We start from the raw sequence: 26625 nt of genomic DNA, 5'->3' as shown, positions 1-26625 counted from the left end.
ATCAAGCATCCAATAGCGCACGGGCAAGGGCCTGCAGTTTACGGGTGAGCGGGCCAACGGGCCAGCGCGCCGAACCGCACCCGCGTACCGGCCACACGCCATAAACGCTGTTGCAGACCATGACTTCATCGGCCTGGTGCAGCTGTTCGAGGCTGATGTCGGTGATTTGCGTGGCGATGCCTTGGGACTTGGCTTGAAACAATAATTCGGCGCGCATCACACCGGCCACGCCACAACGGCTCAGGTCCGCTGTGAACAGAACGCCATCGCGCACCAGGAACAGGTTGCTGAAGACGCCTTCGATCACCCGTCCGGACGTATCAAGCATCAATCCCTCGGCATGCTCGATGTCGCGCCACTCGGCGCGGGCCAGCACTTGCTCCAGGCGATTGAGGTGCTTGAGGCCGGCGAGCAAGGGCTGTTCGGACAAACGCACGGTGCAGGGGAACATTTGGATGCCTTGTTCGGCATGGGTGGCGGGATAAGCAGCCGGCAGGCTTCCTTGCAGAATACGCCTGGCCGGACTCGACGGATCGGCCGCATAACCACGCAGGCTGTTGCCCCGGGTCACGATGAGTTTCATCACGCCATTGCCCAGGCGCTGGGCATAGGCGCTCAGCTCAGCACCCAGCACACTCAAGTCGACGTTGAACGCCAGACGCTGGCAACCGGCCTCCAGACGCTGCAGGTGGCGTTCCAGCAGTACAGGTACGCCATTGCGCACGGCGATGGTCTCGAACAGCCCATCGCCATAAGCCAGGCCGCGATCTTTCAGCGACAGGACGTCTGCCGGCTGACCGTCGACCCAGCTTTCCATCAACCGGCGAACCGGCGGAACACCAGCGATCCGTTGGTTCCGCCAAAGCCGAAGGAGTTGGACAACACCACATCGATGTCCATGCTGCGGGCCGTATGCGGCACGAAGTCAAGGTCGCAACCTTCGTCCGGCTCATCGAGGTTGATGGTCGGCGGCGCGGTCTGGCTATTGATCGCCAGTACGCTGAAGATGGCTTCCACCGCCCCCGCCGCACCCAACAAGTGACCGGTCATGGACTTGGTGGAACTGACGGCCAGCTTGTAGGCGTGCTCGCCAAACACCGTCTTGATCGCCTGGGCTTCAGCCAGGTCACCCGCCGGGGTCGAAGTGCCGTGGGCGTTGATGTACTGGACCTGCTCGCCATTGATCTTCGCATCACGCAAGGCATTGGCAATGCAGCGGGCAGCACCAGCGCCATCGGCCGGTGGCGACGTCATGTGGTACGCATCGCCGCTGGTACCGAAGCCGATCAGCTCGGCATAAATGGTCGCACCGCGAGCCTTGGCGTGCTCCAATTCTTCGAGCACCAGCGCACCGGCGCCATCGGACAGCACGAAGCCGTCGCGGCCCTTGTCCCAAGGCCGGCTGGCCCGTGCAGGCTCATCGTTGCGGGTCGACAGCGCGCGGGAGGCGCCGAAACCGCCCATGCCCAGACCGCAGGCCGCCATTTCGGCGCCGCCGGCGATCATCACGTCGGCTTCGTCGTACATGATGTTGCGCGCGGCCATGCCGATGCAGTGGGTGCCGGTGGTGCACGCCGTGGCGATGGCATAGTTAGGCCCCTGTGCACCGAGGTGGATGGACAGGAAACCGGAAATCATATTGATGATCGAGCCCGGCACGAAGAACGGAGAAATCCGTCGCGGCCCCGAATCATGCAGCGTGCGGCTGGTTTCTTCGATATTGGTCAAGCCACCAATACCTGAACCCATTGCCACGCCGATGCGCTCGCGGTTGGCGTCGGTGACTTCCAGGCCGGCGTTACGCACTGCCTGAAAACCGGCAGCCAAACCGTATTGAATGAACAGGTCAAGCTTGCGAGCTTCCTTGACCGACAGGTATTCCTCGACATTGAAGCCCTTTACCGAGCCGCCAAAACGGGTGGAATAGGCAGAAAGGTCGGTGTGTTCGATCAGACCAATGCCACTACGGCCAGCCAGAATGCCCTGCCAGCTGCTCGGCACATCCGTGCCCAGTGGCGACAACATACCCATACCGGTGACTACGACGCGTCTACGCGACACAGCACTCTCCTTTTTCAAATGACGACTTTGCATCAGGCCTAAAGAAAAAACCGCACGCCGTGATGGCAGTGCGGTTTTTCCATGACAGCTAGCGACGACTGAATACGATTACGCCTGGTGGCTGGTAACGTAGTCGATAGCAGCTTGTACAGTAGTGATCTTTTCAGCTTCTTCGTCAGGAATCTCGGTCTCGAATTCCTCTTCCAGAGCCATCACCAGCTCAACGGTGTCAAGGGAGTCGGCACCCAGGTCTTCAACGAAGGAAGCGGTGTTCACAACTTCTTCTTCTTTAACGCCCAGTTGCTCGGCAACGATTTTCTTGACGCGCTCTTCGATGGTGCTCATACCTTGTTTTCACTCCTAATGGACAAATTCAGGCAGCTGGCCGGTGGGTAAGTGTATAGAAAGACTTTTCGGTTTTTCAACCGAAAGCTTCACTCCTCGAACCTGGGGCCCGCCGCCTATAAATAGATTGCAGCTTTATAACGGATTTTAGACAGCTCGTATGACATTTTTTTGAAGCAATCCGTCACATTTAACTCATGTACATCCCGCCGTTCACCGGGATTGTAGCCCCAGTCACGTATGCCGCACCGTCCGAAGCAAGAAAAGCGACCACGGACGCGATTTCTTGAGCTTGCCCCAGACGACCCAGCGGAATCTGTGTCAACAAGGCTTCACGCTGCGCTTCCGGCAGTTCACGGGTCATGTCGGTGTCGATGAAACCCGGTGCGACCGAGTTTACCGTAATCGAGCGCGAACCGACTTCTCGTGCCAGCGCACGGCTGAAACCTTCCAGACCGGCCTTCGCTGCAGCATAGTTTACTTGGCCTGCGTTGCCCATGGCACCCACAACCGAGCCGATACTGATAATTCGGCCCCAACGAGCCTTGGTCATGCCACGCAGGACGCCCTTGGACAGCCGGTACAGGCTGTTCAAGTTGGTATCGACCACGTCGAACCACTCGTCATCTTTCATGCGCATCATCAGGTTATCGCGGGTGATACCGGCATTGTTGACCAGGATCGCCGGCGCGCCGAACTGCTCCTGAATGCTGGACAATACCGCCGCAACAGACTCATCGCTGGTCACGTTGAGCTCAAGACCGGTGCCCTGGATGCCGTTTTCCTTCAAGGTGGCGGCGATACGCTCGGCGCCCGAAGCGGACGTCGCGGTGCCGACAACGATGGCGCCTTGGCGACCCAGTTCCAGGGCGATGGCCTGGCCGATGCCGCGGCTTGCACCGGTCACCAGTGCAACTTTACCTTGCAGACTCATGCAAGCTTCTCCTGTTCAGGCTTGCGCTGCGCGAGCGGCAGCGAAAGCGTCTGGGGTGTTGAGGTTGGAAGTGGACACGCCTTCGGCGCAGCGCTTGTTCAGGCCTGCCAGCACTTTGCCAGGACCGCACTCGACCAGTTCGGTCGCACCCTTGGCTGCCAGCATCTGGACCGATTCAACCCAACGAACCGGCTTGTAGAGCTGCTCCAGCAGGTCCCGCTTGAGGGTTTCCAGGTCTGCTGCGACGTTGGCGCTGACGTTCTGCACCACGGGAATCTGCGGAGCCTGCCAGTCGATGGCGGCGATGGACTCGGCAAAACGCTCGGCGGCTGGACGCATCAGCTCGCAATGCGACGGCACACTGACCGGTAACGGCATGGCGCGCTTGGCACCACGGGCCTTGCAACCCTCAATGGCGCGCTCGACGGCGGCCTTGGCCCCCGCGATGACCACCTGGCCCGGGGAGTTGAAGTTGACCGCACTGACCACGTCACCCTGAGCCGCTTCGGCACACGCTGCCAACACGTCGGCGTCTTCCAGGCCGAGGATCGCGGCCATGCCGCCCTGCCCGGCCGGAACGGCTTCCTGCATCAATTGGCCACGACGTTCCACCAGCTTCACCGCGTCGCCGAGACTCAGGCTACCCGCAGCCACCAGGGCGCTGTATTCGCCCAGGCTGTGGCCGGCGACAAACGCCGGGCGCGCGCCGCCCTCGGCCAACCATAGGCGCCACAGCGCAACGGAGGCCGTCAGGATTGCCGGCTGGGTTTTATCGGTTTGATTGAGTTGCTCTTCCGGCCCTTGCTGGGTCAGTGCCCACAAGTCGTAGCCGAGTGCATCGGATGCTTCTTTGAATGTTTCGAGGATCAGCGGGTATTGCGCGCCCAGCTCGGCCAGCATGCCGAGGGACTGCGAGCCCTGTCCTGGAAAGACGAATGCGAGGGAAGCAGACATGAAAACAAAGCCCCTAATGATCTTGTCGTCAAAAATTGACGCCCCTGGGGGCGCTAGGAAACTGACAGTTGGATGACGGCTTGAACCGACCGGTCACATTTAAGCATTGTCGGACGAAAACGCCTAAGTTAACAAATCCTCGAGGCGCCCATGAAGGCGTTCCGGCAGGTTTTCCTGGATCTCGATCACCGCCCGGTTGATGGCGCTTTGGAACCCCTGCACCCCGGCCGAACCATGGCTCTTGATCACGATACCTTGCAGCCCCAGGAAACTTGCACCGTTGTGCCGCGCCGGCGCCAGGTCCGCCTGCAACCGGCGCATCAACGGCAGCGCGAGCGCACCCACCACCCGCGAGGCCAAACTCTGCTTGAACAACGCCTCGATGCGCTGCCCGATCATGGTGGCCAATCCCTCGCTGGACTTGAGCAGAATATTGCCAACAAAGCCGTCACACACCACCACATCGGCCTCGCCGCGATACAAGCCATCGCCTTCGACGAATCCGATGTAATTGATGCCCGGTGCATTTTGTAACAAAGTCGCCGCCAGCTTGACCTGCTGGTTGCCCTTGATCTCTTCGGTGCCAATGTTCAGCAGCGCCACGCGAGGACGCGCAATGCCAAGGGTCTGCGCCGCAACCGAACCCATCACGGCGAATTGCAGCAGGTGCTCGGCGCTGCAATCGACGTTCGCGCCCAGATCAAGCAATTGGCAGAACCCGCGCTGGGTCGGGATCGCCGCCACCATTGCCGGACGATCGATGCCCGGCAACGTTTTGAGCACGTAGCGCGACAGCGCCATCAGCGCCCCGGTATTGCCTGCACTGACGCACGCCTGGACCATGCCATCGCGCAACAACTCCAGGGCCACCCGCATCGACGCGTCAGGCTTGCCGCGCAGGGCCTGGGCTGGCTTTTCGTCCATGGCGATGACTTCGGACGCGGGCATGATCGACAGGCGCGCGCGATCCGCAGCCGATTGGCCGCCGAGCAGTTCTTCTAGAAGGGAGGGTTGACCGACGAGGGTCAGGTGCAGCGAGGGCGTGGCACGCAGGCAAGCAAGGCTGGCCTGGACAATGCTGCGGGGACCGAAGTCCCCGCCCATTGCGTCAATCGCGATGACTTGAGCGGACAAGTGATTACTCGTCAGCGCCCTTGTCGATCACTTTACGGCCACGGTATACGCCTTCTGGCGATACGTGGTGACGCAGGTGAACTTCACCAGTGGTTTTTTCTACAGACAGGGTGCTAGCCTCGAGAGCGTCGTGCGAACGGCGCATGTCACGGGCAGAGCGGGATTTTTTGTTCTGCTGAACAGCCATAATTGATTAACTCCTAAACGTTTGGGTCACGCTTTAACTGCGCCAATACACTGAACGGGTTGGACCGCGTTACCTCGTCCTCGCTCGGTTCGGGCTCATCTGCTCCCGCCGGCTGCTGGCATTCTTCCGGATGATGAGCAGGCACAATGGGCAAGGCGAGCAAAAGCTCCTCCTCGATCAGTGACTGCAGATCCAAAGGATCTTCGCCCAGTTCCAGCACGTCATAACCTTTCGGCAACGACTGGGTATTCGCACCCTCCTTCACCACCGCGTAACTGCATTCGCTGTGGATCGGCAGGGTGACCAGCTCAAGACAACGCTGGCAAACCATTTTGACTTCAGTGTCGATAAAGCTGTGGATTACCACAGATTTACGTTCATCTCGTTCAAAAACGAATTTGGCCTGGACCGTACCGACATCGTCGGAAAGCGGGTCGCAGAGTCTCTTCAAATCGGCCAGCAGCAGTTCACCTTGGAGGGTGGTGCCACGATCAGCCAATTTGCGCGGGTCAACGTGAGGTGGAATCGGGTCATTCAACATAGGCGCAGCATTATAGGGATGCACCGGGCCATGTCAAAGGAAATTCAGCCCTGTCCGTCACTTGCGTGCCTGGCTAGAATCCTTCCCTGCCCATCGGAGATAGCCATGCTGCCCTTATTACTCGCTTCAAGCTCGGTTTACCGCCGGGAACTGCTGGCCCGCCTGGGGCTGCCATTCGTCTGCAGTTCGCCGGACATCGACGAAAACCGTCACGCCGACGAACCTGCGGCCCAACTGGTAAAGCGCCTGGCCCGGGAGAAAGCCCTGGCACTCGCCGATAGCCACCCAGGCCACCTGATCATCGGCTCGGATCAGGTCGCCGTGCTCGGCGACCGCATTCTGGGCAAGCCTCACACATTCGAAAATGCCCGCGAGCAACTGATGGCCGCCAGCGGCGCCAGAGTGACATTCCTGACCGGCCTGGCCCTGCTTAACAGCCAGACCGGCAGATGCCAGGTCGACTGCGTACCCTTCACCGTGAATATGCGGGCATTGGATCAAGCTCGCGTAGAGCGCTATCTGCGCGCCGAGCAGCCGTACGACTGCGCCGGCAGCTTCAAGGCCGAGGGCCTGGGCGTGAGCCTGTTCCAGAGCACCGAAGGCCCGGACGCCACAAGCCTGATCGGCCTACCGCTGATTCGCCTTGTGGATATGTTGCTGGCTGAGGGCGTGCAGGTTCCCTGAAACCCCAGACAACCCATTTGTGGCGAGGGGCCCCGCCAGAGCCTAGCGCAACGCCGGCCCCTGGAAGCCCATCCACATCGCCAAGTGCTCAGCGATGCTCGCCCCCAACTTCTTGGAGAAGCGATCGAACGGCGATTCTTCGATAGTGAAATCCACCAGGTCTTTCTGGCCGATTACATCCCGAGCCACGGAGCTGGCACTGCCCAGGCCATCGATCAAGCCCAGCGGCAGAGCCTGCTCGCCAGACCAGACCAGCCCGGAAAAAAGCTCCGGATGCTCCTTGTCTTTCAAACGCTCGCCCCGACCCTTCTTGACGCTGGCGATGAATTGCTTGTGAGTGGTGTCCAGCACGCCTTGCCAGAATGCGGTTTCCTCCGGCTTTTGCGGCTGGAACGGATCAAGAAACGATTTATGCTCGCCTGAGGTGTAGACCCGCCGCTCCACGCCCAGCTTCTCCATGGTGCCGACAAACCCGTAGCCGGCCGCCGTTACACCAATGGAGCCTACCAGGCTGGCCTTGTCGGCGTAGATCTGGTCCGCCGCACTGGCGATGTAGTAGGCCCCGGACGCACCGAGATCGGCGATCACCGCGTAGACCTTGATGTCTGGATGCAACCCGCGCAACCGAACGATTTCGTCATAGACGTAACCCGACTGAACCGGGCTACCGCCCGGGCTGTTGATGCGCAACACCACACCCTTGACCTTTGGATCCTCGAACGCCGCCCGCAGGCTGCCGACAATATTGTCCGCGCTTGCAGGTTCCTTGTCGGCGATCATGCCTTCGATGTCGATCAGCGCCGTATAAGCCGAGCCGCTCACGGCCCCCTTCTCTATGCTCATCAGCGGCGTAAACAGCATTAGCGCGACAAAGAGATAGATGAACGTCAGCAGCTTGAAGAAAATCCCCCAGCGACGGGACCGGCGCTGCTCCTGGACGCTAGCCAGCAACGTCTTCTCCAGCAGCTTCCAGCTTTTATCGTCACCGCTCTCGGCGCTCGCCTTGGCCGGTGCCTTCCATTCATCCGTCATGCATGCATCTCCATCAGAACTTAATCGGCACGCTGGCTCAACCAAGCGTGCAATCGCGCAAAATGGTCGATCGCCAGGCACGGCTCGAAGGCCTTGAGCGCCTCGATCGTCTGCGCGCCATAGCTGACAGCCACCGACCCCATGCCTGCGTTACGGGCCATTTGCAGGTCGAACGATGAGTCGCCGACCATCAGCGCCTGGCCAGCGGACACATTGCAATGAGCCAGGATCTGCTCAAGCATCAGAGGATGTGGCTTGCTCGCCGTTTCATCCGCGGCACGAGTGATATCGAAATAATCTTCCCAACCATGCGCCTTCAATACCCGATCCAGCCCACGCCTGGCCTTGCCGGTCGCAACCGCCAGCCGATACCCCTCCTCCCGCAAGGCCCCGAGGGTTTGCACCACGCCGTCAAACAGCGGCGAAGGCTCGGCTTCCAGGGCAATGTAGTGATCGGCGTAGTGCTGGCGAAAAACGATCAGCTCTTGATCATCGATTTCCGGGTACAGGCTTCGAATCGCCTCCGGCAAGCCGAGACCGATGATGCCTTTTACCGCGAAATCATCCCGCCGGGGAAACCCCGTGCGATCCGACGCAACGTGCATCGCATCCACGATCCGACCGATGGAGTTCGCCAGAGTGCCATCCCAATCGAATATGAGCAGCTTGTAGTCAGGATGCACTCAACCGCTCCACGGTCTTGGCCCACATGTCATCCACGGGAGCCTGCAGCTTCAGCTCGCCGCCGTCAGGCAACGGCACCGTCAACATATAGGCATGGAGAAACAGGCGCTTGCCGCCCAAGTCACGGATTTCCTTGGTGAAATCGTCATCGCCGTATTTGCTGTCGCCGGCGATGCAGTGCCCGGCATGCAGGGTGTGCACGCGGATCTGGTGGGTACGCCCGGTGACCGGCTTGGCCTCGACCATGGTGGCAAAGTCGCCGAAGCGTCGAAGCACCTTGAATACGGTCAGCGCTTCCTTGCCTTCCTCGTTGACCTCCACCATGCGCTCGCCTGAACGCAGGTTACTCTTGAGCAACGGGGCGCGGACCTGCTTGACAGAGGTCTCCCAGCGGCCACGCACCAACGCCATGTAGCGCTTGTCGACGCCATCGCCGCGCAATTGCTCGTGCAGGTGGCGCAGCATGCTGCGCTTCTTTGCGATCATCAGCAGGCCGGAGGTGTCGCGGTCGAGACGATGGACCAACTCCAATTCCTTGGCGTCCGGACGCAACTGACGAAAGGCTTCGATCACACCGAAATTAAGGCCGCTGCCGCCATGGACCGCAATACCCGCAGGCTTGTTGACCACGATCAGGGTCTTGTCTTCGAAGACGATGGCAGCCTCCAGGCGTTGCAACAGGCCCTGGGCCAAAGGCACCGGCTCGTCACGTTCCGGCACGCGAACCGGTGGTACACGCACGACATCACCGGCCTGCAGCTTGTATTCGGGCTTGATCCGACCTTTGTTCACCCGCACTTCGCCTTTGCGCAAAATGCGATAGATCAAGGTCTTGGGCACACCTTTGAGCCGGGCAAGGAGAAAATTATCGATTCGTTGGCCGGCATATTCCGGCGAGACCTCGAGCAGTTGAACGCCAGGGGTCGAAGGGGCAGTAGTCGTCATGGCGGCGATCATAACAATTTTTTATGGAATTGAAGCACTTAATCATTGCTGCTATAGTCGCGAACGCCGCCAAAAGTGGCTGGACAGCGGACTAACGGTCAAAAACCGGCCCTGACCAACGCAATTCACGAGGACGAGAGGCCGTCCTACGGGGTTCTTGCTACGTAACGGCAGAGTTTGCAGGTGCAACGAGCGCAGGTGACATGAGGCCTGAAATACGCCGCAAAGCAGAGTTCTGACTCGCCTTGCGCGCCACATTCACGGCCAGTTCACAAAGTGCAGTCACCCGGGAACGACCCCGAGCGAGAGCTTCGGAAACAACGCCTAAATTAGCCATGATGCGTGACTTCCCCTTTCGGAGCTCACGGTAAATGCCAACCCGCTGCGGATTCTGCGCGCGGCAGCACCCGAACTATCAGGGATACGTGTAGGGTGGAGATGTACAACCGTCGGACTGTGTAGCACTAGGCTTATATTTAGACGCTTCATCTCGTCCACAGGCGCCGGTTGATTCCTCCTCCTGACTGAGTGCTTGAGTACCAGCAAGCAGGACGCGTCCGTCGCGACTTCGCCATCATTGGGTCGAACTCGCTGGACACTGGAATGGCCCCGCCATTTCCAGGACGCACCTGACACCGACCGTGAGAAGTCGTGTGTGCCGAACGCCGTTTCCGGCAGCCCGGAAACCGACGGTACTACATGAAAAGAATGCTGATTAACGCAACTCAACCCGAAGAGTTGCGTGTTGCACTGGTAGACGGCCAGCGCCTCTACGACCTGGATATCGAATCCGGTGCACGCGAGCAAAAGAAGGCCAATATCTATAAAGGCCGGATTACTCGCATCGAACCAAGCCTTGAGGCTGCCTTTGTCGATTTCGGCTCCGAGCGCCATGGCTTCCTGCCCCTCAAAGAAATCTCCCGCGAATACTTCAAGAAAGCCCCTGAAGGCCGCGTCAACATCAAGGACGTGCTGAGCGAAGGCCAGGAAGTCATCGTCCAGGTTGAAAAAGAAGAACGTGGCAACAAGGGCGCCGCCCTGACCACCTTCATCAGCCTCGCTGGCCGTTACCTGGTCCTGATGCCGAACAACCCACGCGCCGGCGGCATCTCCCGCCGCATCGAGGGCGAAGAGCGCAACGAACTGCGTGAAGCCCTCAACGGCCTGGTAGCCCCCGCCGACATGGGTCTGATCGTGCGCACTGCCGGCCTGGGCCGCAGCAGCGAAGAAATGCAGTGGGACCTCGACTACCTGCTGCAACTGTGGACCGCCATCAAAGAAGCATCGCTGGATCGCTCCGCGCCGTTCCTGATCTACCAGGAAAGCAACGTGATCATCCGCGCCATCCGCGATTACCTGCGCCAGGACATCGGCGAAGTATTGATCGACAGCGTCGAAGCCCAGGACGAAGCCCTGACCTTCATTCGCCAGGTGATGCCGCAGTACGCCAGCAAGATCAAGCTCTACGAAGACAGCGTTCCGCTGTTCAACCGCTTCCAGATCGAAAGCCAGATCGAGACCGCCTTCCAGCGCGTCGTCGAGCTGCCGTCCGGCGGTTCCATCGTCATCGATCCGACCGAAGCCCTGGTGTCCATCGACATCAACTCGGCGCGCGCCACCAAAGGCAGCGACATCGAAGAGACAGCCCTGCAGACCAACCTTGAAGCCGCCGAGGAAATCGCCCGTCAGTTGCGCCTGCGCGACATCGGCGGCCTGATCGTCATCGACTTCATCGACATGACCCCGGCCAAGAACCAGCGCGCCGTGGAAGAAAAAGTCCGTGAATGCCTGGAAGCCGATCGCGCCCGCGTACAGGTCGGCCGTATCTCGCGCTTCGGCCTGCTGGAAATGTCCCGTCAGCGCCTGCGTCCATCCCTGGGCGAAAGCAGCGGCATCGTTTGCCCACGCTGCAGCGGCACCGGCATCATTCGTGACGTTGAATCGCTGTCCCTGGCGATCCTGCGCCTGATCGAAGAAGAAGCCCTGAAGGACCGCACCGCCGAAGTTCGCGCCCAGGTGCCGATCCCGGTCGCTGCGTTCCTGCTCAACGAAAAACGCAACTCGATCACCAAGATCGAACTGCGCACCCGCGCCCGCATCGTGATCCTGCCGAACGATCATCTCGAGACGCCGCACTTCGAAGTGCAGCGCCTGCGTGATGACAGCCCGGAAGCCCACACCAACCAGTCCAGCTACGAAATCGCCGCTGCCGCTGCCGAAGTGGAAGACATCCAGCCGGCCGCCGCCACTCGCACCCTGGTTCGCCAGGAGGCAGCGGTCAAGACCGCTCCGGCCCGCGCCAACGCTCCGGTTCCGACCGAAGTGACCGCTCCGGTTGCCGCCCCGGCCGCCGCCCCGGAACCGAGCCTGTTCAAAGGCCTGGTGAAGTCGCTGGTCAGCCTGTTCGCCACCAAGGAAGAGCCGGCTGCCCCGACCGTCGTCGCCAAGCCCGCCGCTTCCGAGCGTCCGGCCCGCAACGAAGAACGCCGCAACGGTCGCCAGCAGACCCGCAACCGCAACGGTCGTCGCGACGAAGAGCGCAAGCCGCGCGAAGAACGTGCCCCGCGTGAAGAGCGTGCGCAACGTGAGCCGCGTGAAGAGCGCCAACCTCGCGAAGCCCGTGAGGAAGCGCCGGCCGTAGCCCGCGAAGAGCGCGCACCGCGTCCGCCGCGTGAAGAACGCCAACCGCGTGCGCCGCGTGAAGACCGCAAGCCTCGCGGCGAGCGTGAAGAGCGCGTTCGCGAACTGCGAGAGCCATTGGATGCGGCCCCGGCCGTTGCCGCCGCCGTCGCTGAAGAGCGTCCGGCTCGCCAGCCTCGTGAAGAGCGCGCACCGCGTCCTCCACGCGAGGAACGCCAGCCACGCGCCGAGCAGGCAGCCGCCGCTGCCAGCGAAGAAGAAGTGCTGAACACCGAAGAGCAGTTGCAGGAAGACGGCCAGGACACCGCCGAAGGCGATCGTCCACGCCGCCGCTCCCGTGGCCAGCGTCGTCGCAGCAACCGTCGTGAGCGTCAGCGCGACGCCAATGGCAACGTGATCGAAGGTTCGGAAGAATCCGAATCCACCGAGAACGCCGAAACGCCAAGCGCTGCTGACCTGGCCGCTGGCCTGGCGGTCACTGCGGCAGTTGCCAGCAGCGCGATCAGCGCCCCGGCCGAAGCCCAGGCAAACGAGCAGGCTGAACGTGCCACCGCTGCGGTGGAAAACGCGCCGGTTGAAGCGCCTGTGGTCGAATCCTCTGCCCCGGTGGAAGCTACCGCTTCACCTGAAGTGGAACTCGCACCGGCATCCGAAGCCCAGCCTGAAGTTGAAGTCGCCGCCGAGCCTGCGCCGGTTGTCGAAGCACCGATCGAGGAAAAGGCGCCAGAGCCTGCCCGCGAAGAGCAGACTGCGTTCAACTGGACCGCGGAGCCAGCCGCAACGGCCGCCGTTGTCGAGCCTGAGCCGACGCCAGAGCCCGTGAAAGCGGCCGAGCCAGAAGTGGTCGAACCTGCTCCAGTGGTCGAAGCGCCCGTGGTTGTCGAAGCACCTGCCCCGGTTGAAGAGCCTGCCCCTGTCAGCGCCTTGACTCCGAACGGTCGCGCTCCAAACGATCCGCGCGAAGTGCGTCGCCGCAAGCGTGAAGCCGAGCGTCTGCAGAAGGAAGCCGAACAAGCTGCCGCCGCCCAAGCCCCTGCTGCCGAGCCCGCTCCGGCCGTGGAAGAAGTCGCCGAGGCAGCTCCTGCCCCGGTCGCCGAAACCCCGGTTGAACCGGCTCCGACGTTTGACGAACCTCAGCACACCGCTGAAGAAGTCGCACCGCGTCACACTGAAGCGCTGGAAAAAGAGCACGAGCCTAAACCTCACGCTTAATCCCACCGCCCAGTAAAAAAGCCCCGCCTGGTGATGCCAGGCGGGGCTTTTTCATGCACGCAGATATACAAACACATCCTTGCTCGCGATGGCGCCGGCTCAGCTTGCAACCATGGTGAATGCTAGACCGCTATCGCGAGCAGGCTCGCTCCCACAGGGGATTCGGGCCGGCTTCAGGATTCATATCCACTGAAGATCCAATGTGGGAGCGAGCCTGCTCGCGATGGCGCCGGCTCAGCTTGCAACCATGGTGAATGCCAGACCGCTATCGCGAGCAGGCTCGCTCCCACAGGGGATTCGGGCCGGCCTCAGGATTTATACCCACTGAAGATCCAATGTGGGAGCGAGCCTGCTCGCGATGGCGCCGGCTCAACTTGCACCCGTGGGGAATGCTAGACCGCTATCGCGAGCAAGCTCGCTCCCACAGGGGATTCGGGCCGGCTTTAGGATTTATATCCACTGAAGATCCAATGCGGGAGCGAGCCTGCTCGCGATGGCGCCAGCTCAGCTTGCAACCATGGTGAATGCCAGACCGCTATCGCGAGCAGGCTCGCTCCCACAGGGGATTCGGGCCGGCCTCAGGATTTATATCCACTGAAGATCCAATGTGGGAGCGAGCCTGCTCGCGATGGCGCCGGCTCAGCTTGCAACCATGGTGAATGCCAGACCGCTATCGCGAGCAGGCTCGCTCCCACAGGGGATTCGGGCCGGCTTTAGGATTTATATCCACTGAGGATCCAATGTGGGAGCGAGCTTGCTCGCGATGGCGCCGGCTCAGCTTGCAACCATGGTGAATGCCAGACCGCTATCGCGAGCAGGCTCGCTCCCACAGGGGATTCGGGCCGGCTTCAGGATTTATATCCACTGAAGATCCAATGCGGGAGCGAGCCTGCTCGCGATGGCGCCGGCTCAGCTTGCAACCATGGTGAATGCCAGACCGCTATCGCGAGCAGGCTCGCTCCCACAGGGGATTCGGGCCGGCCTCAGGATTTCTATCCACTTAAGACCCAATGTGGGAGCGAGCCTGCTCGCGATGGCGGCGGCTCAACTTGCAACCAGGGTGAATGCCAGACCGCTATCGCGAGCAGGCTCGCTCCCACAGGGGATTCGGGCCGGCCTCAGGATTCATATCCACTGAAGACCCAATGTGGGAGCGAGCCTGCTCGCAATGGCGCCGGCTCAACTTGCAACCAGGGTGAATGCCAGACCGCTATCGCGAGCAGGCTCGCTCCCACAGGGGATTCGGGCCGGCCTCAGGATTTCTATCCACTTAAGACCCAATGTGGGAGCGAGCCTGCTCGCGATGGCGCCGGCTCAGCCTGCAACCATGGTGAATGCCAGACCGCTATCGCGAGCAGGCTCGCTCCCACAGGAGATTCGGGCCAGGCGCAGGATTTATATCCACTGAAGATCCAATGTGGGAGCGAGCTTGCTCGCGATGGCGGCGGCTCAGCTTGCAACCAGGGTGGATGCCAGACCGCTATCGCGAGCAGGCTCGCTCCCACAGGGGATTCGGGCCGGCTTCAGGATTTATATCCACTGAAGATCCAATGTGGGAGCGAGCCTGCTCGCGATGGCGCCGGCTCAGCTTGCACCCATGGTGGATGCCAGACGGCTATCGCGAGCAGGCTCGCTCCCACAGGAAATTCGGGCCAGGCGCAGGATTTCTATCCCCTAAAGCTCTCACACGGGATGTGCAGCCGACACCAGTCATGGTCCATCGTCGATGGTTTATTTGAAGGCCAGCGCATCTGGCACATCGACATCCCAGGTTACGCCAGGGTCGTCCACCGGAACCTCAAGCACTTGCGCTCCGATAAACAGCGCCTTGGCACCAAAATCCCCGGTCAGTGCCATCAGTTTCGGCCCGAACCCACGACCAAATCCCACCGGGTGCCCGTACTCACCGGTGAGGACCGGCACGCTGATGCCCTCCTCGCTAATTACCGCGGCCACTTGCTCGATGCTCGACGACAGGATGAAAGGCATATCGCCCAGCATAATCAGCCAGCCATCGGCATCCGGGCAGGCCTGGACACCCGCGGCAATGCTATCCCCCAGGCCGGGGGAGTTCAGTTCCACAATATCGCAGCCATAGGCCTGGGCCATGCGAATGGCTTGCGGCCGGTCGTTGTTCACCACCAGAACGCGCCGTTCCAAGGATGCCGGCAGGTTGACCAACACATGCTCGATTACCGATCTGACGGCGCCGTCACGCCCCGTGCAGTCGGCCAGCAACTTATCCTTGTCCGCGCCGGCTACCTGACGAAAGCGACTGCCCGATCCCGCCGCCAGGATGATCACGCCAATCGACTTTTCCATACGCCCTCCTCGTCCACGGCCTACAACGTTTTTTTCTGCCGCAGTTCCACGCCATTTTTGATGGCCACGATTTCAGCCAACAGCGACAAAGCGATCTCCGCCGGCGTGTGGCTGCCAATGTGCAGGCCGATTGGTCCATGCAAGCGTCCGATCGCCTCTGCGGACAAGCCTAGCTGAGCCAGGTTATCTCGGCGCTTCTGGCTGTTGACCCGCGAGCCCAGGGCGCCGACGTAAAAGGCCTTGGAATCCAGGGCGGTGAGCAGTGCCATGTCGTCCAGGCGCGGATCATGGGTCAGGGCCACGATCGCCGTGCGTTCGTCGGTCTGGATGTCCAGAACCGCTTCGTCGGGCATGCCGGGAACGAAGCGGCCATGTTGTTCTTCCCAACCGTAGACAAACTCCTTGCGCGGATCGCAGATCAGCACCTCGAAATCCAGCAATCGGGCCATTTCCGCCACGTAACGGGACAGTTGCCCAGCGCCGATCAGCAGCAAGCGCCAACGTGGGCCATAAATGGCTCGCAGCAGCTGCCCGTCGAACACCAGGGCGTCGGTTTTGCTCGCCGGCGCCAGAGTCACATTGCCACTGGCGATCGTCAGCTCCCGGGCGACGATTTCATGGGCCTCGCATCGCTCAAGCAATTCGGCGACCCAGGCAGGATCGCCGACCCGCTCTTCGGTCAGGCGCAACGTACCGCCACACGGCAGGCCGAAGCGCGCCGCCTCTTCGCGGGTGACGCCGTAGGTGATGAGTTGCACCGGCGGACCGTCCTCGGGAATACGGCCGTCGTGCAGCCGGGCGATCAGGTCATCCTCGACACAACCGCCCGATACCGAACCGATCACCACGCCGTCCTCGCGCAGGGCCAACATGGCCCCCGGAGGTCTGGGCGCGGTGCCCCAGGTCTGAACCACGGTGAACAACACTACCCGCTGCCCAGCGCGGCGCCATTCCAGGACGCTGCGCAATACGTTCAGGTCAACGCTGTCCATCAGGCTTTGGCCTGTTGCCAGCCTTGCAGCTGATAACGCACGGGCAGATTGCGGATACGCTTGCCAGTGGCAGCGAAGATCGCGTTGCACAAGGCCGGCGCAATGGGCGGCACGCCCGGTTCGCCAACACCGCCCAACGGCACCTCGCCCGGCGGAGTGATCAGATGCACCGCCACTTCCTTGGGCGCCAGGGACATTCGCGCCACTTCGTACATATGGAAATTGTCCTGCTGCACCTTGCCATCCTTGAAGCTGATCTCGCCGACCATCGCATTGCCCAGCCCCATGACGCAGGCGCCTTCGAACTGCGAGCGGATGCGCTCAGGGTTGATCTGCGGGCCGCAGTCCACGGCGATGTCCGCCTTGTGCACGATCACCGTGCCGTCGTCCTTGACCTCGACTTCGATCGCCGCTGCCACATAAGTGACGAAGCTGTAGTGCACCGCCAATCCCAATCCCCGCCCCTTGGGTAGCTCACGTCCCCAACCGGCGGCCTTCGCGGCGGTTTCCAGCACGGTACGGATCCGCGCCGTGTCGATGGGATAACGCTCGGGGGATTCGCCGTAGTTCCAACCGTCATTCAGGGAATTCGGATCGATCTTGCGGTCCGGGCCCAGCAACTTGAGGTGGTATTTCAGCGGATCCTGGCCGGCCTTGTGGGCCAGTTCGTCGATGAAACTCTGGATCGCGAAGCCATGGGGAATGTTCGAGACCGAGCGATACCAGCCAACCCGGGTATGGGCCACCGCCTCGGGGTTTTCCAGGCGCATGTTGGGAATGGCGTAGGCCATGTTCGTCACGCCCATGCCCACTTCGAATGGTGCTTCATGGGTCATGCCGGGCGCGAACAGCGCGGTGATGGTCGGGGCCACGGTGCGGTGCAGCCAAGCGGAGGGCATGCCGTTCTTGTCCAGGCCGGCCTTCAGGTATTCAGCCGATACCGTATGGAAATACGAGTGATGGATATCGTCCTCGCGGGTCCATTGCACCCGTACGGCCTGGCCGGGAAATTCCTTGGCGAGGACAGCCGCTTCGACGACGAAGTCGGGTTTCGACTTGCGTCCGAAACCGCCGCCCAGCAGCGTGATGTTCACCGTGACCTTTTCGAAAGGAATGCCCAGGCGCTCGGCCACGCGTTCACGGGTCACCTGCGGTGCCTGGCTGGGTGCCCAGGCCTCGCATTGACCGTCCTTGAACCGGGCGACGGCCACCATCGGTTCCATGGGCGACTGGGACAGGTGCGGCAGGTAATACGACGCGTCAAGAGTTGAATCAGCCTGGGTCAGCGCACCGTCGAGATCGCCGGTGCTGCGCAGGACTTTTCCGGGCTTGAGGGCGGCCGCTTCCAATTCCCCGCGGTAGGCAATGGAGTCATAACCAGCGTTCGGGCCATCGTCCCACTGGATCTTCAGTGCATCGCGGCCCTTGATCGCCGCCCAAGTGTTCTTCGCCACCACGGCGACGCCGCCCAGGGGTTGGAACTCGGAAGGCAACGGGCGCCCTTCGATCTGCAGCACTTTGACCACACCAGGTACTTTCAGCGCTGCGCTGCTATCCACGGACTTGACCTTGCCGCCATAGACCGGCGGACGGGCCACGACGGCGTAGAGCATTCCGTCGAAATGCACATCGGCGCCAAAGACCGCACGACCGTTGACGATGTCTGCGCCATCGATGGCGCGGCTCGCTTGCTTGCCGATGTAGCGGAACTCCGAGGGCTGCTTGAGGCGTAGGCTGTCGCGAGCCGGTACCGGCAGGGCACTGGCGGCGGCAGCCAGCTCGCCATAACCCAACTCGCGCCCTGAAGGTTCATGCACCACTTTGTGCAGCTGTGCACGGCATTCTTGCGCCGGCACCTTCCACTGCGCAGCGGCGGCGAGTTCGAGCATGGTCCGGGCCGCGGCACCGCAACGACGCATCGGCTCGTACCAGTGACGCATGCTGCGTGAACCGTCGGTGTCCTGGTTGCCGAAACGCGCCTCGTCCGCCGGCGCCTGCCGGACCTTGACGAGCGCCCAGTCGGCATCCAGTTCGTCGGCCACTACCATGCTCAGGCTGGTACGCACGCCCTGGCCCATTTCCGAACGGTTGCAGGTCACTGTCACGCTGCCGTCGGCGGCGATACTGACGTACACCTTCGGATCATCGATCGCGCCATGGGGCATGCCCTCGGCGCCGAACTTCTTCTCTTCGGCAAAGGCATCCGGCAGGCCCCAAGTGGCGGCCAGGACCAGCACGCCGGTGGCGCTGGCGCCCTTGAGAAATCCACGACGGCTGAGGTTGCTCAGCGCGAAATCAGCGGGCAAGCGGCTCATGCCTTGGCCTCCTTCAAGTGAGTGGAAGCCTGGCGGATCGCGGTCTTGATCCGGTTATACGTACCGCAGCGGCAGATGTTGCCAGCCATGGCTTCTTCGATCTGCTCGTCGCTGGGGTTGGGGTTGGTCTTGAGCAACGCGGTGGCGGACATGATTTGCCCGCCCTGGCAATAGCCGCATTGGGCGACGGCGGTATCCAGCCAGGCCTTCTGCACGACCTGCCCGACCGGATCGACGTGAAGCGCGTCGATGGTGCTGATGTTCTGGCCCTTCACTGAGCCGATCGGCGTGATGCAACTGCGCGCCGGGGCGCCGTCGATGTGGATGGTGCAGGCGCCGCACAGGCCCATGCCGCAGCCGAACTTGGTGCCGTTATAGCCGGCCACGTCTCGGATCGCCCATAACAGAGGCATGTCCTCGGTCACATCCAGTGAGTGATCTTTTCCATTGAGTTTCAGGGTAATCATGGGCACGCCCGCATCGTTATCGAGTTATGAGGGTCGAGCCATCTGCCGTTGGGTAATCGGTTCGGTATCGCAGATTGGCTCAGGCTAATCGGGCTCTTCGTTGCGCATACGCAAGCAAGCGTCTGCACCGGGCCTTGGGACGCGAATGCTCGCATCATCAGCCAGTTAAATTAACCCAGGAACATGCAAAACGCCCTGCACAATCCTGCACAAATCACATTGTGCGGGCGGTGCAGGGCGTTTTTCCTGACGCGATTGCGAGGGCTATCAATACCGATTAGGTTCCATTTCCAGCTCGACCTGGAAACGCTCGGCGATGTCTTTCTGAATCCGTCGAGCCAGATCCAGCAGCTCCAGCCCCGTGGCATTGCCATAGTTGACCAACACCAGCGCCTGCAACTTATGCACTCCGGCGTCGCCTTCGCGGAACCCTTTCCAACCGGCCCGCTCGATCAGCCAGCCGGCGGCGATTTTCATCTGCCCACCAGCCTGTGGATAAGCCACCAGGTCGGGGTATTGCGCCTTGAGATGCGCCACGTGAGCGGCCGGCACCAATGGATTCTTGAAAAAACTCCCGGCGTTGCCGAGTACGGCGGGGTCTGGGAGTTTCTCGCTGCGGATGCTGCAGATCGCCCGGCTGACATCGGCAGGCGTCGCCTGGTCGATGCCTTGTTCGGTCAAGCGCTGGCGCACCGGGCCGTATTCCAGGTGCAAATGCGCGATACGGCTGAGGGCAAAGCGCACCCGCAGGATCAACCAGCGGTCCGGCTGCTGCTTGAACAGGCTGTCGCGGTAGGCGAAGGCGCATTCGTCGACGGTGAAATCGCGCAGCTCGCCGGTGTAGCGATCCAACGCGGTGAGGCCGGCGAAAACATCCTTTATTTCCACACCGTAGGCACCGATGTTCTGCATCGGCGCCGCCCCCACCGTACCGGGAATCAGGCTGAGGTTTTCCAGGCCCGACCAACCTTGCGCCAGCGTGTGCTGGACAAACGGATGCCACGGCTCCCCGGCCTCGGCCTCGATCACCACCCGCTCGCCGTCATCGACGAGCAAGCGAATCCCCCGGCTGGCCATGCGTAACACGAGCGCGTTGATGTCGCCGGTCAGCAACAGGTTGCTGCCGCCGCCAATGACCAGCAGCGGCACGTCGTGGCCGGCGGCATAGGCCAAGGCTTCCCGAACATCCGTATCGCTGTGGGCTTCGGCGAACAGCCGGGCGCCGACATCCACGCCGAAGCTGTTGTACGGCTTGAGGCTGACGCCCGTCTGGACTTGCAAGGTCATAACCGCCCCTTCAATTCGATCACCAGACGATCCGTGGCGCGCTCGATCAGATCCAGCACCTGCTCGAAACCTTGCTCACCGTCGTAGTAAGGGTCAGGCACTTCATCGAGTTCGGCTTCGTAGCGACGCAGGAAAAGGTCCAGCTCTGCTCGGGCATTGGCCGGTTGCAAGACCTTGAGGTTGCGCAGGTTGCTGCTGTCCATCGCCAGGATCAGGTCATAGGTGGCGAAATCGGCGCGGGTCACCTGCCGGGCTCGCTGGGCCGATAAATCGTAGCCGCGACGCAGGGCCGCGGCCATGCTGCGTTTGTCCGGCGCTTTACCGACATGCCAGTCGCCGGTGCCGGCGGAAGCGACTTCCACCTGCTCTTGCAGCCCGGCTTCGCGCAATTTGTGGCGCAAGATACCTTCGGCTGTGGGCGACCGGCAGATATTGCCAAGACAGACGAACAGAACCCGCATCAAGCCTCCAGCAGGCGACGAACGCGCTCAAGGTCTTCGGGGGTATCCACCCCGGTCGGAGGCGCGATCAAGGCATCGGCAACGTGGATCCGCACGCCATGCCACAATGCGCGCAGTTGCTCCAGGGCCTCAGTATTTTCCAGCCAGCACGGCCCCCACGCGACGAAGTCCTGGAGGAAACCGGCGCGGTAGGCATAGATGCCGATATGGCGGCGGTACGGCACACCGTCGGGCAGCACGTCGCGGCTCTGCGCGAAGGCCTCCCGGGCCCAGGGCAAGGTGGCGCGACTGAAAGTGAGCGCGAGGCCGTTGAGGTCGCTGACCACCTTGACCACATTGGGGTTGAACAGCGTCGGCACGTCCTCGATCGGCTCGGCCAGGGTGGCCATGCGCGCCTCGGGATGGGCCGCCAGGTTCGCGGCCACCTGGTCGATGACACTTGGCGGTATCAATGGCTCGTCGCCCTGCACGTTGACGACGATGGCATCGGGCGCCAGCCCGAGCTTCGCGGCCACTTCCGCCAGGCGATCAGTACCAGAGTTGTGGTCCTCGCGCGTCATCACCACCTCGGCGCCAAAGCCCTCGCACGCCTCAACGATGCGCGCATCGTCCGTCGCGACCACTACGCGTTGGGCGCTGCTCTTGCTGGCCTGTTCCCAGACATGCTGGATCATCGGCTTGCCGGCGATCAACAACAACGGCTTGCCAGGCAGGCGCGTCGAGGCGAAGCGCGACGGAATGACGACGGTAAAGGCTGTGGTCATTTATCCAGGCGCTCATCGGTGGTCAGGGTGCGGGCTTCGCTCTCGAGCATCACCGGGATGCCGTCGCGAATCGGATAGGCCAGGCCGGCGCCCTTGCTGATCAGCTCGGTCTTGTCGGCGCTGAGCTTGAGCGGGCCTTTGCAGACCGGGCAAGCCAGGATATCGAGCAGTTTGGTGTCCATGAAAAATCCCCTGGAAAAACGTTTAAGGCAAGAGCCGATCCGGCAACAGGCGCATCAGCTGCGTATCGAACCAGGCCGCGAAGGCCGGCGAAGGTGCTGCGTCCACCGCCAGGTACCACCAGTCGGGCGCGGCGAAGGCACGGCACTTGACCGCGTCCTTTTCCGTCATGACCACCGGCAGGGACGGCGTAAAATTCAACGCCTGGGCACTGTATTCGGCGTGATCGGCAAACCCGTGCGGTATTGGCCGCCAGTGTAGCGTTTCAAGGGTCGTGAAGAAACGCTGCGGATTGCCGATGCCGGCCACGGCGTGCAGGGCCTGGCCGGGTGGAAAATGATCGAGGGGGCGCCGTTCGCCGCTGGCCAGGTTGACCAGCAGGGTGGGTTGGAGCTGGAAGGCGAAGCCGTCCTCGCGATCAGCGCTGGCGCCGTTGAACAGTACGGCGTCGACCGATTGCAGGCGCTCGACCGGCTCGCGCAGCGGACCGGCAGGCAGGCAACGCCGGTTGCCCAGGCCCCGGGCATTGTCGATCAATACCAGTTCAAGGTCCCGCGCCAGGCGATAATGCTGCATGCCATCGTCGGACAGGATCAGATCCAGCGGCTCGCTTTCCAACAAAGCCCGGACAGCGCGGCTGCGATCGGGATCGATCATCAATGGCACGCCGGTGCGCTGGACGATCAGCAGCGGCTCGTCGCCCGCGATGTCGGCGCCCTGGTCCGCCGCGACCCGCCAGGGCAATTGCGGCGGCTTGGCGCCGTAGCCCCGGCTGACTACGCCGACCCGCAGGCCACTGCGCCGGCAATGTTCGATCATCCACAGAATCAGCGGCGTCTTGCCAGTGCCGCCAACGGTGATATTACCAACCACGATCAGCGGCACGGGCGGCTGGTAAACCTCACCCTCGCCTGCCAGGAAACGCTCGCGTTTGCCGACCACGACGCGTCGGTACAGCCATTCAAGTGGCCGCAGTAGCGCGAGGGCGGGATGCCCTTCATACCAGGCGGCAAGCAATCGATCGGACATGGCCATCAGGGTGCGGGCGCCGCCTCGACGGTGGTCATGCGCAGATGGCTGAAGCCGAGCTTGCCGGCGGCGTCCATGGCGGTGATGACCGATTGATGAGGCGTCTTTCCGTCGGCGCTGATGGAGAGCGGCAGGCTGGTATCGCCGCCGGACTCCCTCTGCAGGGCCTCGATCAGGCTCGCCAGGTCACTTTTAGGCAACAGATTGTTGTTGACCGAGAACGTCCCTTCGGCGCTGATGGTGACCTCCAGGTTCTTCAGTTGCTGGTCTTCGGCCGGCGAGCCACTGACGGCCTGCGGCAATTCGACCTTGAGCTGGGTCTCCCGGGTAAACGTGGTGGTCACGACGAAAAACAGCAGCAGGATGAATACCACGTCGATCAGCGACGCGAGATTGATCTCGATGTTTTCCCGTGGTTTGCGGCGGAATTTCACTTCTTCCCCCCGGCCAGGTCCACATCGCGGTCGCCCTGCACCACCTCGACCAACTTGATAGCTTCCTGCTCCATGCCCACCACCAACTCATCGACGCGACGTTGCAGAAAACGATGGAAGAATACCGAGGGGATTCCCACCATCAAACCGGCTGCGGTGGTGATCAACGCCTTGGAAATGCCACCGGCCAGCACCGATGCATTGGTGGTCATGCCGGTCCCGGTAAACGCACTGAAAATATCGATCATGCCCAGCACCGTGCCCAGCAATCCCAGCAACGGGGCCATGGCGGCAATGGTTCCCAAGGCATTGAGGTAGCGCTCCAGCTCATGGATGACCCGGGCAGCCGCCTCTTCGATGCACTCCTTCATGATCTCGCGGCCATGCTTGGAGTTCGCCAGGCCCGCCGCAAGGATTTCGCCCAGCGGCGAACTGGCACGCAACTCCTTGAGCTTGTCCTTGTTCAACTGCTTGTCCTTGATCCAGACCCAGACCTGCCCGAGCAGATGCTCCGGGGTCACGCGGCTGACCCGCAGGGTCCACAGGCGTTCGGCAACGATTCCCAATGCCGCGATGGAACTCAGAATGATCGGCAACATCATCCAGCCGCCGGATTTGACCAATTCCCACACAGTGACTGCCCCCTCGAAAAAGTGCGCCACTTTATCATACAGACGCGCGGTGCAGACCCGTGCCGCCGACAACACGACCATGACTGACGAGCTGGGTCAATGTTCTGTCCAAGCCCCCGCGGCCAGCCGGTCACGCCAGTAACGCCGAACACCTGCCTGGGTGCGCGCCGGCGCGAAGGCGCCCAGTTGCAGACGAATGGCGCCCTGCTCGGCGCTGTCGAAAATCGACAGGCCCAACCTCCTGTATCGCTCGATCACCCAGGGGTGCGGATGGCCGAACGCGTTGCTCCGCCCCCTGGATATCAACACCGAATGAGGTTTGAGCCGCGCCAGCAGCGCCATCGACGATGAGCTGCGGCTGCCATGGTGCGGTGCCGCCAGCCATTGGATCGGTCCCGCCAAGGGACCTTCGAGCAAGGCGCGCTCGGCGTGGGTATCGATGTCGCCGGTCAACAGCAGTCGCTCCTCGCCCGCCATGACCACTAAGACACAGGATTTCTGATTGCTTTCGACAGCTGAATCCCAGCGCCAGAGCTCGAACCTGACCCCGTCCCATGCCCAGCTCTCGCCGCTATCGCATGAACCCGCCTGCAAATCCCCGGGCAGCGCTTGCGGATCACCGCTGATGACCCGAGTCGTTGGCAATCGGTTGCGCACGGCCTGGGCTCCGCCGGCGTGATCGGCATCGGCGTGGCTAAGCAACAGAAGGTCGATCTTTTCCACACCAAGCTTGTGCAAGGTCGGCACGACCACGCGCTCGCCTGAATCCGCCTCGCCAAAGCGCGGCCCTGCGTCGTAGAGCAAGGTATGCCGATGGGTGCGCACCAGGATCGCCAACCCCTGGCCGACGTCCAATTGCCAGACTTCCGCTTGGCCCGGAGGCACTTCGTCCCTGGGAGGAAAAACCATCAGCAACAACATCGGCCATCCGAGGAGGCGTAGGGGCACGCCCTCGGGCAGCAACAACAGCAGAGCACCGGTCGCTGCAATGCACCACGCCCACAGCGGTATGGCGAGAGGCACCCAGGCCGGCACCTGCCCGGCAGCCAAGCCGAGCCCATTGAACAGCAGATCGAGCAGCCCGCCGGCGATCCAGAGCAGGCTTTCACCGACGAAGGGGATCGGCAGCAACGCCGTGCCAAGCAGTGCCGAGGGCAACACCAACAGGCTGATCCAGGGCACCGCCAGCAGGTTGATCAAAGGACCGCTGAGGCTGACCGGCAGTCCCAGGATCAATAACAGCGGGCACAGCCCCAGGGCAATGAACCACTGGGCGCGGGTCCACGTCTGCCACCAGCGCCACGGCCCCAGGCGACCGCCAACAGTGAACATCAATATCGCCACCGCAGCGAACGACAACCAGAAGCCTGGCCGCAGGCTGGCCAGCGGATCCAGCACCAGCACCCCGACGAACGCCGCCATCCAGGCCCACCAGGGTTGAGCCTGGCGGAAACGCAAGCGCCACAACAGCACCAGGCCAATCATTGCGCAGGCCCGTCGCACCGGCACATCGAACCCGGCGAGCAGGCCGTACCCCAGGGCCGCGGCAAATGCCAGGGCGCACGCCCAGGGCAACCACGGCAAACGCGCCGGCCAGACGCCATAACGCGCCGCCCCCGCCACCAGCAGATAGACCAGGCCGGCAAGCAGGCCAATATGCTGCCCGGAAATCACCAGCAGATGGACGGTGCCGGTGTCTTGCAGCACCCGCCATTCTTCGCGGCTCAACCCGGCGCCGTCGCCGAGGATCAACGCCAGCAGCGCACCGGAACGGCCCTGGGCATCGACCTTTGCCAGTGCCTGGCGCACCCCATCGCGCCAGGCGCCCTTGGCCGGTTGTAGCAGCGAACCATCCTTGACGGTGCCGGTCGCACCGATCCCCCTGCTCAACAGCCAGGCCTCATAGTCGAAGCCATGGGGATTGAGCAACCCCGCGGGTCGCTTGAGTTTCACCGCCAGGCGCCACGTCTCTCCACTACTGACCAGCGGCCCGCCATACCAGGCCAGGCGCATCGACGCCGGCAAACGCGTACGCCGGGAATGCGCATCGGCGAGCTCGAAACGCACGACGCCATCACCCTGTTGCGGCAAACCGACGACCCGCCCCTCGACCCAGCGAGTCTCACCCTCCAGCGCGACGGACAACCGATCGTCCAATGCGAGCTGTGCGCAAAAACAGGCCCAGGCCAGCCCGATGAAGAACAAGCCTGCCCAGTACGTACGCGTCGGCAACACCAACAATGCCGCCACAGTCATGGCTGCAATCAACCAGGACGGCGGCAAGGCCGGTAGAAAAATCGGGGCCAGCAGCCCCAGTGCAAGCGCGACCATTGCCGTGCGCATAAGCCCATCCTTGAGAGTTCCCTCTCCAGGCTTAGACGCTCAATGG

Annotated in this window: 25 protein-coding genes; 2 read left to right on the top strand and 23 right to left on the bottom strand. The window is 62.2% G+C overall.

From position 1 onward, the window contains the following. Nucleotide 1 precedes the first annotated feature (1 nt). From pabC to J3P76_RS07790, 8 genes are all read right to left on the bottom strand, one after another. Complete coding sequence (gene pabC / locus J3P76_RS07825) at nucleotides 2–817, bottom strand: aminodeoxychorismate lyase (RefSeq protein ID WP_434607106.1); 816 nt, start codon at nucleotides 815–817, stop codon at nucleotides 2–4. After that, entirely contained in the window at nucleotides 817–2061 is a 1245-nt protein-coding gene (fabF, locus tag J3P76_RS07820; RefSeq protein WP_109754384.1) for a beta-ketoacyl-ACP synthase II, read from the bottom strand. Before fabF ends, pabC begins: the two co-directional genes overlap by 1 nt. A gap of 108 nt (nucleotides 2062–2169) precedes the next feature. Beyond that, nucleotides 2170–2406: an acyl carrier protein gene (gene acpP / locus J3P76_RS07815; protein ID WP_003175607.1), complete on the bottom strand. Its 237-nt coding sequence runs from the start codon at nucleotides 2404–2406 to the stop codon at nucleotides 2170–2172. Between the two features lie 190 nt (nucleotides 2407–2596). Further along, nucleotides 2597–3340, bottom strand: coding sequence for a 3-oxoacyl-ACP reductase FabG (gene fabG / locus J3P76_RS07810; protein WP_420767185.1), 744 nt, complete (start codon nucleotides 3338–3340; stop codon nucleotides 2597–2599). A 15-nt stretch (nucleotides 3341–3355) separates the two neighbouring features. Then, nucleotides 3356–4294 carry an ACP S-malonyltransferase gene (gene fabD / locus J3P76_RS07805; RefSeq protein ID WP_420767184.1) on the bottom strand — a complete coding sequence of 313 codons (939 nt, stop codon included), beginning with the start codon at nucleotides 4292–4294 and terminating at the stop codon, nucleotides 3356–3358. A gap of 123 nt (nucleotides 4295–4417) precedes the next feature. Next, nucleotides 4418–5428, bottom strand: coding sequence for a phosphate acyltransferase PlsX (gene plsX, locus J3P76_RS07800; RefSeq protein WP_434701716.1), 1011 nt, complete (start codon nucleotides 5426–5428; stop codon nucleotides 4418–4420). Between the two features lie 4 nt (nucleotides 5429–5432). Next, nucleotides 5433–5615 carry a 50S ribosomal protein L32 gene (rpmF, locus tag J3P76_RS07795; RefSeq protein ID WP_003179396.1) on the bottom strand — a complete coding sequence of 61 codons (183 nt, stop codon included), beginning with the start codon at nucleotides 5613–5615 and terminating at the stop codon, nucleotides 5433–5435. A 13-nt stretch (nucleotides 5616–5628) separates the two neighbouring features. After that, the gene (locus J3P76_RS07790; protein ID WP_003204262.1) at nucleotides 5629–6156 is read right to left on the bottom strand and encodes a YceD family protein; all 528 of its coding nucleotides are present in this window, start codon (nucleotides 6154–6156) and stop codon (nucleotides 5629–5631) included. 105 nt (nucleotides 6157–6261) lie between these two features. Here J3P76_RS07790 and J3P76_RS07785 point away from each other — a divergent pair, with 105 nt between their 5' ends. Next, entirely contained in the window at nucleotides 6262–6840 is a 579-nt protein-coding gene (locus tag J3P76_RS07785; RefSeq protein WP_420767182.1) for a Maf family protein, read from the top strand. 42 nt (nucleotides 6841–6882) lie between these two features. Here J3P76_RS07785 and J3P76_RS07780 read toward each other — a convergent pair whose 3' ends face one another. The 3 genes from J3P76_RS07780 to rluC are packed head-to-tail and all read right to left on the bottom strand — an operon-like array spanning nucleotide 6883 to nucleotide 9501. Further along, on the bottom strand, nucleotides 6883–7872 hold the full coding sequence (locus J3P76_RS07780) for a S49 family peptidase (RefSeq protein ID WP_434560018.1): 990 nt from the start codon (nucleotides 7870–7872) through the stop codon (nucleotides 6883–6885). A gap of 20 nt (nucleotides 7873–7892) precedes the next feature. After that, nucleotides 7893–8555 (bottom strand): HAD-IA family hydrolase, encoded by a 663-nt coding sequence (locus J3P76_RS07775; protein ID WP_434701715.1) that lies wholly within the window; start codon nucleotides 8553–8555, stop codon nucleotides 7893–7895. Continuing rightward, the gene (gene rluC / locus J3P76_RS07770) at nucleotides 8545–9501 is read right to left on the bottom strand and encodes a 23S rRNA pseudouridine(955/2504/2580) synthase RluC (protein WP_434607114.1); all 957 of its coding nucleotides are present in this window, start codon (nucleotides 9499–9501) and stop codon (nucleotides 8545–8547) included. Before rluC ends, J3P76_RS07775 begins: the two co-directional genes overlap by 11 nt. Before the next feature lie 708 nt (nucleotides 9502–10209). On the opposite strand from rluC, the gene rne reads away from it, so the two are divergent. Next, on the top strand, nucleotides 10210–13353 hold the full coding sequence (rne, locus tag J3P76_RS07765) for a ribonuclease E (RefSeq protein WP_434701714.1): 3144 nt from the start codon (nucleotides 10210–10212) through the stop codon (nucleotides 13351–13353). Between the two features lie 1731 nt (nucleotides 13354–15084). On the opposite strand, the gene J3P76_RS07760 is transcribed toward rne, so the two are convergent. The 12 genes from J3P76_RS07760 to J3P76_RS07705 all read right to left on the bottom strand — a co-directional run bounded on the left by J3P76_RS07760 (nucleotide 15085) and on the right by J3P76_RS07705 (nucleotide 26579). Continuing rightward, on the bottom strand, nucleotides 15085–15675 hold the full coding sequence (locus tag J3P76_RS07760; protein ID WP_434607118.1) for a nucleotidyltransferase family protein: 591 nt from the start codon (nucleotides 15673–15675) through the stop codon (nucleotides 15085–15087). A 20-nt stretch (nucleotides 15676–15695) separates the two neighbouring features. Further along, the gene (locus tag J3P76_RS07755) at nucleotides 15696–16667 is read right to left on the bottom strand and encodes an XdhC family protein (RefSeq protein WP_434607120.1); all 972 of its coding nucleotides are present in this window, start codon (nucleotides 16665–16667) and stop codon (nucleotides 15696–15698) included. Next, on the bottom strand, nucleotides 16667–18982 hold the full coding sequence (locus J3P76_RS07750; protein ID WP_434701713.1) for a molybdopterin cofactor-binding domain-containing protein: 2316 nt from the start codon (nucleotides 18980–18982) through the stop codon (nucleotides 16667–16669). The genes J3P76_RS07755 and J3P76_RS07750 overlap by 1 nt, the downstream gene beginning before the upstream one ends. Further along, nucleotides 18979–19449 carry a (2Fe-2S)-binding protein gene (locus tag J3P76_RS07745; protein ID WP_420766995.1) on the bottom strand — a complete coding sequence of 157 codons (471 nt, stop codon included), beginning with the start codon at nucleotides 19447–19449 and terminating at the stop codon, nucleotides 18979–18981. The genes J3P76_RS07750 and J3P76_RS07745 overlap by 4 nt, the downstream gene beginning before the upstream one ends. 267 nt (nucleotides 19450–19716) lie before the next feature. Beyond that, nucleotides 19717–20736, bottom strand: a complete 1020-nt coding sequence (gene murB / locus J3P76_RS07740; RefSeq protein WP_434560030.1) for a UDP-N-acetylmuramate dehydrogenase — start codon at nucleotides 20734–20736, stop codon at nucleotides 19717–19719. Then, nucleotides 20733–21197 (bottom strand): low molecular weight protein-tyrosine-phosphatase, encoded by a 465-nt coding sequence (locus J3P76_RS07735; protein ID WP_434607127.1) that lies wholly within the window; start codon nucleotides 21195–21197, stop codon nucleotides 20733–20735. Before J3P76_RS07735 ends, murB begins: the two co-directional genes overlap by 4 nt. Further along, the gene (gene kdsB / locus J3P76_RS07730; protein WP_420766893.1) at nucleotides 21197–21961 is read right to left on the bottom strand and encodes a 3-deoxy-manno-octulosonate cytidylyltransferase; all 765 of its coding nucleotides are present in this window, start codon (nucleotides 21959–21961) and stop codon (nucleotides 21197–21199) included. Before kdsB ends, J3P76_RS07735 begins: the two co-directional genes overlap by 1 nt. Beyond that, nucleotides 21958–22143 carry a Trm112 family protein gene (locus J3P76_RS07725; RefSeq protein ID WP_003179363.1) on the bottom strand — a complete coding sequence of 62 codons (186 nt, stop codon included), beginning with the start codon at nucleotides 22141–22143 and terminating at the stop codon, nucleotides 21958–21960. The genes kdsB and J3P76_RS07725 overlap by 4 nt, the downstream gene beginning before the upstream one ends. A 22-nt stretch (nucleotides 22144–22165) precedes the next feature. Next, nucleotides 22166–23176, bottom strand: a complete 1011-nt coding sequence (lpxK, locus tag J3P76_RS07720) for a tetraacyldisaccharide 4'-kinase (RefSeq protein ID WP_434701712.1) — start codon at nucleotides 23174–23176, stop codon at nucleotides 22166–22168. Next, complete coding sequence (locus J3P76_RS07715; RefSeq protein ID WP_420766895.1) at nucleotides 23176–23604, bottom strand: ExbD/TolR family protein; 429 nt, start codon at nucleotides 23602–23604, stop codon at nucleotides 23176–23178. Before J3P76_RS07715 ends, lpxK begins: the two co-directional genes overlap by 1 nt. Next, on the bottom strand, nucleotides 23601–24236 hold the full coding sequence (locus J3P76_RS07710) for a MotA/TolQ/ExbB proton channel family protein (protein WP_420766996.1): 636 nt from the start codon (nucleotides 24234–24236) through the stop codon (nucleotides 23601–23603). Before J3P76_RS07710 ends, J3P76_RS07715 begins: the two co-directional genes overlap by 4 nt. Nucleotides 24237–24332: 96 nt before the next feature. Continuing rightward, the gene (locus tag J3P76_RS07705) at nucleotides 24333–26579 is read right to left on the bottom strand and encodes a DNA internalization-related competence protein ComEC/Rec2 (RefSeq protein ID WP_434701711.1); all 2247 of its coding nucleotides are present in this window, start codon (nucleotides 26577–26579) and stop codon (nucleotides 24333–24335) included. Nucleotides 26580–26625: the final 46 nt, after the last annotated feature.

Source organism: Pseudomonas sp. D1-36, from assembly GCF_051132205.1.
Lineage (GTDB): Bacteria > Pseudomonadota > Gammaproteobacteria > Pseudomonadales > Pseudomonadaceae > Aquipseudomonas.
The sequence above is the reverse complement of the archived record's forward strand: the minus strand, read 5'-3'. Positions and strand labels throughout refer to the sequence as shown.

Excerpts from the sequence above, each read along its gene's own strand:
- pabC (WP_434607106.1), bottom strand. The coding sequence starts at position 817 with ATGGAAAGCTGGGTCGACGGTCAGCCGGCAGACGTCCTGTCGCTGAAA.
- acpP (WP_003175607.1), bottom strand. The coding sequence starts at position 2,406 with ATGAGCACCATCGAAGAGCGCGTCAAGAAAATCGTTGCCGAGCAACTG.
- fabG (WP_420767185.1), bottom strand. The coding sequence starts at position 3,340 with ATGAGTCTGCAAGGTAAAGTTGCACTGGTGACCGGTGCAAGCCGCGGC.
- fabD (WP_420767184.1), bottom strand. The coding sequence starts at position 4,294 with ATGTCTGCTTCCCTCGCATTCGTCTTTCCAGGACAGGGCTCGCAGTCC.
- rpmF (WP_003179396.1), bottom strand. The coding sequence starts at position 5,615 with ATGGCTGTTCAGCAGAACAAAAAATCCCGCTCTGCCCGTGACATGCGC.
- J3P76_RS07790 (WP_003204262.1), bottom strand. The coding sequence starts at position 6,156 with ATGTTGAATGACCCGATTCCACCTCACGTTGACCCGCGCAAATTGGCT.
- J3P76_RS07785 (WP_420767182.1), top strand. The coding sequence starts at position 6,262 with ATGCTGCCCTTATTACTCGCTTCAAGCTCGGTTTACCGCCGGGAACTG.
- J3P76_RS07780 (WP_434560018.1), bottom strand. The coding sequence starts at position 7,872 with ATGACGGATGAATGGAAGGCACCGGCCAAGGCGAGCGCCGAGAGCGGT.
- rluC (WP_434607114.1), bottom strand. The coding sequence starts at position 9,501 with ATGACGACTACTGCCCCTTCGACCCCTGGCGTTCAACTGCTCGAGGTC.
- rne (WP_434701714.1), top strand. The coding sequence starts at position 10,210 with ATGCTGATTAACGCAACTCAACCCGAAGAGTTGCGTGTTGCACTGGTA.
- J3P76_RS07760 (WP_434607118.1), bottom strand. The coding sequence starts at position 15,675 with ATGGAAAAGTCGATTGGCGTGATCATCCTGGCGGCGGGATCGGGCAGT.
- J3P76_RS07755 (WP_434607120.1), bottom strand. The coding sequence starts at position 16,667 with ATGGACAGCGTTGACCTGAACGTATTGCGCAGCGTCCTGGAATGGCGC.
- J3P76_RS07750 (WP_434701713.1), bottom strand. The coding sequence starts at position 18,982 with ATGAGCCGCTTGCCCGCTGATTTCGCGCTGAGCAACCTCAGCCGTCGT.
- J3P76_RS07745 (WP_420766995.1), bottom strand. The coding sequence starts at position 19,449 with ATGATTACCCTGAAACTCAATGGAAAAGATCACTCACTGGATGTGACC.
- murB (WP_434560030.1), bottom strand. The coding sequence starts at position 20,736 with ATGACCTTGCAAGTCCAGACGGGCGTCAGCCTCAAGCCGTACAACAGC.
- J3P76_RS07735 (WP_434607127.1), bottom strand. The coding sequence starts at position 21,197 with ATGCGGGTTCTGTTCGTCTGTCTTGGCAATATCTGCCGGTCGCCCACA.
- kdsB (WP_420766893.1), bottom strand. The coding sequence starts at position 21,961 with ATGACCACAGCCTTTACCGTCGTCATTCCGTCGCGCTTCGCCTCGACG.
- J3P76_RS07725 (WP_003179363.1), bottom strand. The coding sequence starts at position 22,143 with ATGGACACCAAACTGCTCGATATCCTGGCTTGCCCGGTCTGCAAAGGC.
- lpxK (WP_434701712.1), bottom strand. The coding sequence starts at position 23,176 with ATGGCCATGTCCGATCGATTGCTTGCCGCCTGGTATGAAGGGCATCCC.
- J3P76_RS07705 (WP_434701711.1), bottom strand. The coding sequence starts at position 26,579 with ATGCGCACGGCAATGGTCGCGCTTGCACTGGGGCTGCTGGCCCCGATT.